Here is an 11016-nt window from a genome sequence, read left to right on the forward strand (position 1 = left end):
TAATCGGTGCAAACTGCTGATAGCAGACGGTCATTGGCGTTACTGTCAGTTTCGTGTTCGCAGCAGAACGTCGCCAACTGATCCTCGAAATGGTGCGCGCCAACGGAGCGGTTTCGCTCCGTGAGCTCGCCCGCGTCGTCCAGACCTCGGAAGTGACCGTACGGCGTGACGTGCGGGCGCTGGAGGCAGAAGGACTGCTCGACCGCCGGCACGGCGGTGCGGTGCTGCCGGGGGGCTTCACCAGGGAGTCCGGCTTCCCGCAGAAATCCCATCTATCGACCGCGGAGAAGACGGCGATCGCCGATCTCGCGGCAGGTCTCGTCGAGGAGGGCGAGGCCATCGTCGTCGGCGCCGGCACGACCACCCAGGAGCTGGCACGCCGGCTCGCCCGGGTGCCGGGGCTGACCGTCGTCACCAACTCCCTGCTGGTGGCGCAGGCACTGGCGCATGCGAACCGGGTCGAGGTCGTCATGACCGGTGGCACGCTCCGCGGCTCCAACTACGCGCTGGTCGGCAGCGGCGCCGAACAGTCCCTGCAGGGGCTGCGGGTGTCGCGGGCCTTCCTGTCCGGGGCGGGACTGAGCGCGGAACGGGGGCTGTCCACGTCCAACATGCTCTCCGCCAGCGTCGACCGGGCCCTGGTCCAGGCGGCGGCGGAGGTCGTGGTCCTGGCCGACCACACCAAGCTGGGCACGGACACCATGTTCCAGACCGTGCCCACGGACCTGATCACGCATCTGGTCACGGACGAACCGCCGGCGGGCGACGACCGCGCCGCGACGGAGCTCCAGGCCCTGGCCGACCGCGGTGTCCAGGTCGCCGTCGCGCCGACCGACGGGGCGGACAACGGGATGCCCCACGGGCGGCAGCGACGGGAGATGCCGCCCGTGCCGGGACCCCGGCGCCATCAGCACCCCTCCGGCAACTACCCGGGCGGTACGGCTCCCGGTGAGCCGCGCGCCAGGGCCGCCGGCCAGTCGGGTGGCAGCGTGTCGGGCATGTCCCCGCTGCGCACCGCCCAACTGGCCGGGGAGCAGCAGGCCGCCCGGATCGCCGACCTGGCCCCGCGGCGTCGCTAGGCCTGCACCCAGGGCGTCCCGGACGGAGAACGCCGCGGGCCCCAGCCGGTCACCGGCTGGGGCCCGCGGCGTTCGTGCTGCCGTCCGCGGACGGGATGTCAGTCCTTGATCTCGCAGAGGAGGGCACCCGAGGAGACGGAGGAGCCGACGTCCGCGGTGAGGCCCTTGATGGTGCCGGCGCGGTGGGCGTTGATGGGCTGCTCCATCTTCATCGCCTCCAGCACCACGACGAGGTCGCCCTCGTTGACGTGCTGGCCCTCCTCGACGGCGATCTTGACGATCGTGCCCTGCATCGGGGAGGTCAGGGAGTCACCGGAGGCGGCGGAGCCGGCCTTCTTGGTGGCGCGGCGCTTGGGGCGGGCACCGCCGGCGGCGGCGGTGCGGGCCAGGGTCATGCCCAGCGAGGCGGGCAGGGAGACCTCCAGCCGCTTGCCGCCGACCTCGACCACCACGGTCTCGCGGCCGGGCTCGGCGTCCTCCTCGGCGTCGGCCGGGGCGGCGAAGGGCTTGATGTCGTTGACGAACTCGGTCTCGATCCACCGGGTGTGGACGGTGAAAGGACCGGGCTTGCCGTGGACCTCGGGCGCGAAGGCGGGGTCGGCGACCACCGCGCGGTGGAACGGGATGGCGGTGGCCATGCCCTCGACCTGGAACTCGGCCAGGGCGCGCGCGGCGCGCTGCAGGGCCTGCTGCCGGGTGGCGCCGGTGACGACCAGCTTGGCCAGCAGGGAGTCCCAGGCGGGGCCGATCACGCTGCCGGCCTCGACACCCGCGTCCAGACGCACACCGGGGCCGGTGGGCGCGTCGAAACGGGTGACGGTGCCGGGGGCGGGGAGGAAGCCCCGGCCGGGGTCCTCGCCGTTGATGCGGAACTCGAACGAGTGACCGCGCAGCGGCGGGTCGTCGTAGCCGAGCTCCTCGCCGTCGGCGACGCGGAACATCTCGCGGACCAGGTCGATGCCGGTGACCTCCTCGGTGACCGGGTGCTCGACCTGCAGACGGGTGTTCACCTCCAGGAAGGAGATGGTGCCGTCCGTGCCGACCAGGAACTCGCAGGTGCCGGCACCGACGTAGCCGGCCTCCTTGAGGATGGCCTTGGACGCCGCGTACAGCTGGGCGTTCTGCTCCGGGGTCAGGAAGGGCGCGGGGGCCTCCTCCACCAGCTTCTGGTGGCGGCGCTGCAGGGAGCAGTCCCGGGTGGAGACGACCACGACGTTGCCGTGGCTGTCGGCCAGGCACTGGGTCTCCACGTGCCGGGGCTTGTCGAGGTAACGCTCGACGAAGCACTCGCCGCGGCCGAAGGCGGCGACGGCCTCGCGGACGGCCGACTCGTACAGCTCGGGGACCTCGTCCAGGGTTCGGGCGACCTTCAGTCCGCGGCCGCCGCCGCCGAAGGCGGCCTTGATCGCGATCGGCAGGCCGTGCTCGCGCGCGAACGCCACGACCTCGTCGGCGCCCGACACGGGGTCGGGGGTGCCGGCGACCAGGGGCGCTCCGGCGCGCTGGGCGATGTGGCGGGCGGCGACCTTGTCGCCGAGGTCACGGATGGCCTGCGGCGGGGGACCAATCCAGGTGAGCCCGGCGTCCAGGACGGCCTGGGCGAAGTCGGCGTTCTCCGACAGGAAGCCGTAGCCGGGGTGGACGGCGTCGGCCCCGGACTCGGCTGCGGCCGCCAGCACCTTGGAGATGTCCAGGTAACTGGTGGCCGGGGTGTCACCGCCCAGCGCGTACGCCTCGTCGGCCACGCGCACATGCAGCGCGTCCCGGTCCGGCTCCGCGTAGACGGCCACGCTGGCGATCCCGGCATCCCGGCAGGCACGGGCGACGCGGACTGCGATTTCACCGCGGTTGGCGATGAGCACCTTGCGCACGATGGCTCCCTCCTTGAAACAAGCAGAGTTTAGGTACTGGCGACACTTCGTGCCGAGGCACCCCTGGGGGTGAGCTTGCCCACACGGAGGGTGATACGGGCCCCCAATCGAGACCCGGATGCCTTGGCTTCCTACGGTAAAGCCCCATTTATCCCGGTGCTTGAGGCCCTGGGGTGTGGGCCGGGTCACCGTCCTCCACCGTGACCGACGTGGCGCTTTTTTTGTGGGAACTCCACGAAGGCCCGGGGAAATCTTTGCCGGACCGGCGCCCCATACGGGTGGCGCCGCGCGGACTCTTGCCGCAACTCCTACCCGTTAGTAGCGTTCGGCCCACGAAATACCGCCGGTAATGGGGTCCTGGGACAGGGGGCGCGGAGTGCGCAGAAGTGTCGCCGTGACGGCGGCTGTGTTGTTGGTCCTGGAGGCGTTCGGCTTCGCCTTCGTCAACTGGATCATGGGCATAGCCGTGCGCCACCAGCAGATGTCCCTGGCCGGGCTCGATCCGGACGCCATGGCGGTGGGCGCGTGGGCGGCCGGTGTGCTGATGGCGCTCTTCCTCATCGGCTGCGCCGTCGTCCTCGTCCGCATGGCGCAGCGCGACCGGGCGCCGGGCCGCTTCGGCCGGATCGTGCTCATCGTGTGCGCGGTGACCCACGCGGTCCTGGGCGCGGGCCTGGCGGCCCCGGTCGGCTGGGCCGCGTTCGTGGGGATGATGGTGATCCTGGGGTTCGTGGTGCTCGCCCTGGTGCTCTACGCGGGGGAGGAGGCCCCGGCCTCCGGTCCGGCCCCGGGTCCGGCCTCCGGTCCGGGCGACGAGCCCGGCGGGAGCACGCCCCCGCCGCCGGTGGCCCCCGCCGCCGTCTGAGCGGGCCGGCCGGGCCGGCCGGCCGGTCCGGTCAGACCCAGAAGTCGGTGATGCGCAGGTCCAGCTCGGCGAGCAGACGGCGCAGCAGCGGGAGCGAGATGCCGATGACGTTGCCGTGGTCGCCCTCGATGCCTTCGACGAACGGCGCGGAACGGCCGTCGAGGGTGAAGGCGCCGGCCACGTGCAGCGGCTCGCCCGAGGCGACGTAGGCGGCGATCTCGTCGTCGTCCGGGGTGCCGAACCGCACCGTGGTGGAGGCGGTGGCCGAGACCCGGCGGCCGGTGGCGAGGTCGATGACGCAGTGGCCGGTCCGCAGCACACCGGAGCGGCCGCGCATGGACTTCCAGCGGGCCGTGGCGTCCTCGGCGTCGACCGGCTTGCCCAGCGCCTGGCCGTCCAGGTCCAGGACGGAGTCGCAGCCGACGACCACCTCGCCGTCGGAGAGCTGGGCGGCGACCACCGAGGCCTTGGCCTCGGCCAGCACCCGGGCCAGCTCGGCGGGGGTGTGCGCGCTGATCGCGTCCTCGTCGACGCCGCTGACGACGACCCGCGGGTCGAGCCCGGCCTGCTTCAGCAGTCCCAGGCGCGCGGGGGAGGCGGAGGCGAGGACGAGCGGGCGGGGGCTGCGGCTGCTGTCGGTCATGCCCGTCATCGTAGTCAGCCGCGCCAGGCCACCAGGGCCGTGATCAGGGGGACGGCGACGGCGATCACGATCATCGCGCGGCGCAGCATCGCCTGCGCCTGCCGCATCTCCTCGGGCGGTTCGTCGGACGGGTCTGACCACAGCATGCCGTCCAGGTTGCGCCGTGGCGGACGCCCGCGCCTGAGTACGGATACTCAGGCGCGGGCGGGCATGCGGACCATTTCCGTCCGCTCCGTGCTCAGTGCGGCCAGTAGGTGGCGCGCCAGGCCGCCGGCGCCGGGCGCAGCATCCGCCCGGGGACGTTGCGCGCGGGGGAGGCCCACTCGTCGGACGCCCGCGGGCCGTCGGCGGGCCCCGCGGCCGCCGCGGCCCGGGCCTGGACGAGGGCCACGACGGCCGCCAGCTCCTCGGGGGTCGGGTTGCCCCGTTCGACCTTGATCACCATGGCTGGGCGCGCTCCTTACAGGGGGATGTTGCCGTGCTTCTTGGGGGGCAGGCTCTCGCGCTTGTTGCGCAGCGTCCGCAGCGCCTTCACCAGGTGCGTGCGGGTCTCCGAGGGCAGGATCACGCCGTCGACGTAGCCGCGCTCCGCGGCGACGTAGGGGTTGAGCAGGGTGTCCTCGTACTCCTGCATCAGCTGGGCGCGCAGCGCCTCCGCCCCCTCCGGGGAGCCCGCCTCGGCCAGGGTGCGGCGGTGCAGGATATTGACGGCGCCCTGGGCGCCCATGACGGCGATCTGGGCGGTCGGCCAGGCCAGGTTGAGGTCGGCGCCGAGGTGCTTGGAGCCCATGACGTCGTAGGCGCCGCCGAACGCCTTGCGCGTGATGACGGTGATCAGCGGGACGGTCGCCTCGGCGTACGCGTAGATCAGCTTGGCGCCGCGCCGGATGATGCCGTTCCACTCCTGGTCGGTGCCGGGCAGGAAGCCGGGCACGTCGACGAAGGTGACGACCGGGACGTTGAAGCTGTCGCAGGTGCGGACGAAACGCGCCGCCTTCTCGCTGGCGTTGATGTCCAGGCACCCGGCGAACTGCATCGGCTGGTTGGCGACGACGCCGACCGGGTGGCCCTCGATCCGGCCGAAGCCGGTCACGATGTTGGGCGCGAACAGCGCCTGGGTCTCCAGGAACTCGCCGTCGTCCAGGACGTGCTCGATGACCTGGTGCATGTCGTACGGCTGGTTCGCCGAGTCCGGGATCAGGGTGTCGAGCTCGAGGTCCTCCGCCGACACCTCCGGCTCCGCCTCCTGCGGGAAGGCCGGGGCCTCCTGGAGGTTGTTGGACGGCAGGTAGGACAGCAGCGCCTTGACGTACTCGATGGCGTCCTTCTCGTCGCCGGCCATGTGGTGCGCGTTGCCGGAGACGGTGTTGTGCGAACGGGCGCCGCCCAGTTCCTCGAAGCCGACGTCCTCACCGGTGACGGTCTTGATGACGTCCGGGCCGGTGATGAACATGTGCGAGGTCTGGTCGACCATCACCACGAAGTCGGTGATGGCGGGGGAGTAGACCGCGCCGCCCGCGCAGGGGCCCAGGATGAGCGAGATCTGCGGGATGACGCCGGACGCGTGGGTGTTGCGGCGGAAGATCTCGCCGTACAGGCCGAGCGAGGTGACGCCCTCCTGGATGCGCGCGCCGCCGGAGTCGTTGATGCCGATGACCGGGCAGCCGGTCTTCAGCGCCCAGTCCATGACCTTGACGATCTTCTCGCCGTAGACCTCGCCGAGCGCGCCGCCGAACACGGTGAAGTCCTGCGAGAAGACCGCCACCGGGCGGCCGTCCACCGTGCCGTAGCCGGTGACGACGCCGTCCCCGTAGGGGCGGTTCTTCTCCAGGCCGAAGTTGGTCGAGCGGTGCCGGGCCAGCTCGTCCAGTTCGACGAAGGAGCCCTCGTCCAGCAGCAGTTCGATGCGCTCACGCGCGGTCAGCTTGCCCTTGGCGTGCTGCTTCTCCACCGCGCGCGCCGAGCCGGCGTGGGTCGCCTCGTCAACGCGGCGGCGCAGGTCCGCGAGCTTCCCCGCGGTGGTGTGGATGTCGATCTCCGGCTCGGCCATGGGAGGCGGCTCTCCTGCTCTCGTCGGGTCGTTCTGAGGGTGTGACGTGACTGGCGAGTAATGCTGTTTTCGTAGCGTAACCGCGCGGATGCTGCCCGGTCAGTGCGGCGTTGGCCACACTCCACTCCCAGGGTCCGCCTTCCCGGCCGCCGCGTCGTCCCGGGCCCTGGCGGGCGCGTCCACGGCGATCCGGAGGGCAGACCCTACGCTGGGAGGTATGACCTCGAACCGCTGGTCCGACCTCGAGCGGCCGCCGCTCAACGCGGCCGCCCTGCGCCGCGCGATCGTCACCCCCGACAGCCTGTGGACCGACCTGGACGTGGTCGGCTCCACCGGCTCCACCAACAGCGACCTGGGCGCCCGGGCCCGGGAGGGCGCCGCCGAGGGCGCGGTGCTGGTCGCCGAGGAGCAGTCCGCGGGGCGCGGCCGCCTGGACCGCCAGTGGCAGGCCCCCGCCCGCTCCGGGCTGTTCTTCTCCGTGCTGTTGCGGCCGGCCTCCGTCCCGCCCCGGCGCTGGGGCTGGCTGCCCCTGCTGGCCGGTGTGGCGACGGCCACCGCCGTGGCACGGACGGCGGGCGTGGACACCGGGCTGAAGTGGCCCAACGACGTGCTCGTCACCGTCGACGGCGAGGAACGGAAGACCGGCGGCATCCTCGCCGAGCGCGTCGGCGACGACGCCGTGGTGATCGGCATCGGCCTCAACGTCACCCTCCGCGAGGAGGAGCTGCCGGTCCCGGCCGCGGGCTCGCTCATGCTCGCCGGGGCCAAGGTCACCGACCGCGACCCGCTGCTGCGCGCGGTGCTGCGTTCCCTGGCCGACTGGTACGGCGAGTGGCTGCGCGCCGACGGCGATCCGGCCGGCTCCCGGCTGCAGCAGGCGTACGCCGCCGGCTGCGTGACGCTCGGCCGCACCGTGCGCGCCGAACTCCCCGGCGGGGGCGAGGTCGGCGGGCGGGCGGTGGCCGTCGACGACGACGGGCGGCTGGTCGTCGCGACCGGCGAGGGCGAGCGGGCGGTCGCCGCGGGCGACGTCGTCCACGTGCGGCCGGCGGGACAGTGAGCCAGGCCACACCTGCCGTATTGTTGAGGCGGCAGCCTCCGACGCGGTGATCGGAAGGGCCGGTGCGCAGGGACCCAGGAGGGGGCGGGCGGTGACCGTGGACGACGCGAGCGACCTCCCGCCGCACGAGGAGCCGGGCGGGCCTCGTCGCGAACAGGCGGAACACGAGGAGCGCGACGAGCGCGAGGAGCCCGAGGAACGGGGCGGATCCACCCGGTCCCACGCCATCGAAGAGGACCCGATCGCACTGCGCCTGGAGCACCTGATCCTGGGCTCCGGACGGCACTACACACCTTTTCAGGCGGCCCGCAGCGCCGGCGTCTCGATGGACCTCGCCGCCCGGTTCTGGCGCGCGATGGGCTTCGCCGACATCGGCCAGGCACGCGCGTTGACCGAGGCCGACGTCCTGGCGCTGCGCCGCCTGGCGGGTCTGGTCGAGGCCGGGCTGATCAGCGAGAGCACGGCGATCCAGGTCGCCCGCTCCACCGGCCAGACCACGGCCCGGCTGGCCGAGTGGCAGACCGACTCCTTCCTGGAGGAGCTCACCGAGCCGCCCGAACCCGGCATGACCCGGGGCGAGGTGGCGTATCCGCTGGTCGAGCTGCTGCTGCCGGAGCTGGAGGAGTTCCTCACCTACGTGTGGCGGCGCCAGCTGGCCGCCGCCACCAGCCGGGTCGTCCGCTCGGACGACGAGGAGGCCGTCGACCGCCGGCTGGCGGTCGGCTTCGCCGACCTCGTCGGCTTCACCCGGCTCACCCGGCGGCTGGAGGAGGAGGAACTCGGCGAGCTGGTCGAGGCCTTCGAGACCACGGCCGCCGACCAGGTGGCCGCGCACGGCGGACGGCTCATCAAGACCCTCGGTGACGAAGTGCTGTTCGTCGCGGACGACGCCGGCACGGCCGCCGAGATCGGCATGCGGCTGATCGAGACGATGAACGGCGACGAGACGATGCCGGCGCTGCGCGTCGGCATGGCCTTCGGCACCGTCACGACCCGCATGGGCGACGTTTTCGGCACCACGGTGAACCTGGCGAGCCGGCTGACCTCGATAGCGCCACGGGACGCGGTGCTCGTCGACGGCGAGCTGGCGCAGGCGCTCGTCGCGGCGGGCGAGGCACCCGAGTCGGAGGCGGAGCTCGAGCCCGGGTCGGAGGAGAAGTACCGCTTCGGGCTGCAGCCCATGTGGCGGCGGCCGGTGCGCGGTCTCGGCGTGGTCGAGCCCTGGCTGCTGAACCGCCGCGGCGGCTGAGCGGGCACGCCCACTACGCTGGCGGTCGACGGTTCACGATCGTTAACAGCGACCCGGAGGTGGCGGCGCGATGGCCGAGCAGCGGTTTGGCGAGTGGGTGGCGGTACGCAGGCACGGTGACGCCGGGCGGGTGGCGGAACTGGTGCTGGACCGGCCCAAGGCGATGAACGCCATCTCGACGGACATGGCCCGGGCGGTCACCGAGGCGTGCGCGGCGCTGTCCGCCGACCGGTCGGTCAGCTGTGCCGTGCTCACCTCGACCCACGAGCGGGCGTTCTGCGTGGGCGCCGACCTGAAGGAGCGCAACTCCTTCACCGACGCCGACCTCGCGCGGCAGCGCCCGTACACGCGGGCCGCCTACACGGCCGTGCTGGAACTGCCGATGCCGTCCGTGGCCTCGGTGCACGGCTTCGCCCTCGGCGGCGGGTACGAGCTGGCGCTGGCGTGCGACGTGATCGTCGCCGACCCGACGGCCGTCGTGGGGCTGCCGGAGGTCACGGTGGGCGTGATCCCCGGTGGCGGCGGCACGCAGTTGCTGCCGCGCCGGGTGGGCGCGGCCCGGGCGGCGCAGCTGATCTTCACCGGGCGCCGGGTGCCCGCGGCGGAGGCGCTGGCGCTGGGTCTGGTGGACGTGCTCGCGGAGCAGGGGCAGGACCGCGTGGAGGCGCTCGGCCTGGCCTCGCGGATCGCCGGGAACTCGCCGGTGGGCCTGCGTGCGGCCAAGCGGGCGCTGCGGCTGGGCCAGGGCACCGACCTGCGGACCGGGCTGGACGTCGAGGACGCCGCGTGGCGCACGGTCGCCTTCTCCGGGGACCGCACCGAGGGTGTCGCGGCCTTCAACGAGAAGCGCGACCCGGTGTGGCCGGGTGAGTGATTGAGGCGGAAAACGACCGCGCCGACGGGCGCGTAACGTGCGGGGCCGTGCGAACGTCGCAAACTGGTAAAAAGTCTGCGGGCGACAGGAGACGGGCGCATGAACGGCACCGGCGGGGACGCTCGACTGCGCGCCGTCGCCGAACTCGCGCGGGCGGTGGCGGCGGCGAAGTCGCCCATGGAGGCGGCCGTCGCCGCCGCGTCCTCGGCGCGGATCGCCCTCGGCGGTTCCATGGCGGCGATCTCCCGCTGGGAGCGCGACCGGGGACGGCTGCGGGTGCTGGTCAACGACGGGGACCTGGCGCCCGGCGAGGAGCCGCAGCCCGTCGAGGAGGTGTACTCGGTCGCGGACTTCCCGGAGATCGTGGAGTTCCTGCACGCCAAGTGGACCGAGGGCGGCGAGCCGCACGCCTGGATCGAGACGGCCGAGGGCCCGGCGGCGGGCCGTACTGGCGCCTACTGCCACCAGCGGGTGGCCACGCTGCGGCGGCGCGGCCGCACCTCCTGCGTCGTCGCGCCGATCATGCTGCACGGGCTCGCCTGGGGCGAGCTGTACGTGGCCCGGGGCGCCGGGCGGCCGGTCTTCGACCGGGACGACGCCGAGTTCGCGACCGTGCTCGCGGCGCTCACCGCGGCCGGGATCGCCCAGACCGAGCGGCTGGCGGAGGTGCGCCGGCTGGCCTTCACCGACCCGCTGACCGGGCTGGCCAACCGGCGGGCGGTCGACCAGCGGCTGGAGGAGGCGGTGGAACGGCACCGGGCCGACGGGACCCCGGTGAGCCTGATGGTCTGCGACCTCAACGGGCTCAAACGGGTCAACGACCAGCTCGGGCACGCGGTCGGCGACCGGCTGCTGGTCGGCTTCGGCTCCGTGCTGTCGCTGTGCGGGGCGGCACTGGAGGGCAGCCTGGTCGCGCGGCTGGGCGGCGACGAGTTCTGCCTGCTGTCGGTCGGGCACCGCGCGGAGCAGGTCGTGGCGGTCGCCGAGGAGCTGTGCGTGCGGACCAAGTGGCTGGGGCTGGGCGACGGGGTGGCGGTCGGGGTGGCGTCCACGGACGCCGAGATCGGCGTGGTGACCTCGGGGCGCCGGCTGTTCCGGCTGGCGGACGCGGCCCAGTACCGGGCGAAGGCCCTGCACTCGGTGGAGCCGGTGGTCGCCGGGCGCGGGGCGCCCGAGGACCCGGTGGTCCGGCTCGCCGACCAGCCCGCGGGCCATGACGTGGAGCGGCGCCGCTTCCGGGGGCGGGACTGAAGCCGGCCCGGGGCCCGGGGAGCGCACCATGGGACGGGCCGGCTTCAGTCCCGCCCCCGGAAGCGGCGCCGCTC

The 11016-nt window shown here is 73.3% G+C and carries 11 protein-coding genes; 6 read left to right on the plus strand and 5 right to left on the minus strand.

Annotation, left to right across the window (positions count from 1 at the left end):
- Positions 1-89: 89 nt before the first annotated feature.
- Entirely contained in the window at positions 90-1079 is a 990-nt protein-coding gene (locus tag PV341_RS05070; protein ID WP_500356852.1) for a DeoR/GlpR family DNA-binding transcription regulator, read from the plus strand.
- Between the two features lie 98 nt (positions 1080-1177).
- On the opposite strand, the gene PV341_RS05075 is transcribed toward PV341_RS05070, so the two are convergent.
- Complete coding sequence (locus PV341_RS05075; RefSeq protein WP_499513631.1) at positions 1178-2950, minus strand: acetyl/propionyl/methylcrotonyl-CoA carboxylase subunit alpha; 1773 nt, start codon at positions 2948-2950, stop codon at positions 1178-1180.
- A 394-nt stretch (positions 2951-3344) separates the two neighbouring features.
- On the opposite strand from PV341_RS05075, the gene PV341_RS05080 reads away from it, so the two are divergent.
- Complete coding sequence (locus PV341_RS05080) at positions 3345-3815, plus strand: hypothetical protein (protein ID WP_500356844.1); 471 nt, start codon at positions 3345-3347, stop codon at positions 3813-3815.
- Between the two features lie 31 nt (positions 3816-3846).
- Here PV341_RS05080 and PV341_RS05085 read toward each other — a convergent pair whose 3' ends face one another.
- The 4 genes from PV341_RS05085 to PV341_RS05100 form a co-directional block, all read right to left on the minus strand.
- Positions 3847-4458: a Maf family protein gene (locus PV341_RS05085; protein ID WP_500356846.1), complete on the minus strand. Its 612-nt coding sequence runs from the start codon at positions 4456-4458 to the stop codon at positions 3847-3849.
- 14 nt (positions 4459-4472) lie between these two features.
- Positions 4473-4604 (minus strand): morphogenic membrane protein MmpB, encoded by a 132-nt coding sequence (mmpB, locus tag PV341_RS05090; RefSeq protein WP_499513634.1) that lies wholly within the window; start codon positions 4602-4604, stop codon positions 4473-4475.
- 92 nt (positions 4605-4696) lie between these two features.
- Positions 4697-4903 (minus strand): acyl-CoA carboxylase subunit epsilon, encoded by a 207-nt coding sequence (locus PV341_RS05095; protein WP_500326696.1) that lies wholly within the window; start codon positions 4901-4903, stop codon positions 4697-4699.
- Between the two features lie 15 nt (positions 4904-4918).
- The gene (locus PV341_RS05100; RefSeq protein WP_500356848.1) at positions 4919-6508 is read right to left on the minus strand and encodes an acyl-CoA carboxylase subunit beta; all 1590 of its coding nucleotides are present in this window, start codon (positions 6506-6508) and stop codon (positions 4919-4921) included.
- A gap of 217 nt (positions 6509-6725) precedes the next feature.
- Here PV341_RS05100 and PV341_RS05105 point away from each other — a divergent pair, with 217 nt between their 5' ends.
- The 4 genes from PV341_RS05105 (at position 6726) to PV341_RS05120 (ending at position 10942) form a co-directional block, all read left to right on the plus strand.
- Positions 6726-7568 carry a biotin--[acetyl-CoA-carboxylase] ligase gene (locus tag PV341_RS05105; RefSeq protein WP_500356849.1) on the plus strand — a complete coding sequence of 281 codons (843 nt, stop codon included), beginning with the start codon at positions 6726-6728 and terminating at the stop codon, positions 7566-7568.
- Positions 7569-7794: 226 nt separating this feature from the next.
- Positions 7795-8817, plus strand: a complete 1023-nt coding sequence (locus tag PV341_RS05110) for an adenylate/guanylate cyclase domain-containing protein (RefSeq protein WP_500326834.1) — start codon at positions 7795-7797, stop codon at positions 8815-8817.
- 70 nt (positions 8818-8887) lie between these two features.
- Positions 8888-9691, plus strand: coding sequence for an enoyl-CoA hydratase/isomerase family protein (locus PV341_RS05115; RefSeq protein WP_500326702.1), 804 nt, complete (start codon positions 8888-8890; stop codon positions 9689-9691).
- 99 nt (positions 9692-9790) lie between these two features.
- Positions 9791-10942: a GGDEF domain-containing protein gene (locus tag PV341_RS05120; RefSeq protein ID WP_500326704.1), complete on the plus strand. Its 1152-nt coding sequence runs from the start codon at positions 9791-9793 to the stop codon at positions 10940-10942.
- The last annotated feature ends 74 nt before the right edge of the window (positions 10943-11016 follow it).

The sequence above is a fragment of the Streptomyces sp. PA03-1a genome, assembly GCF_033792805.1.
Classification (GTDB): domain Bacteria; phylum Actinomycetota; class Actinomycetes; order Streptomycetales; family Streptomycetaceae; genus Actinacidiphila.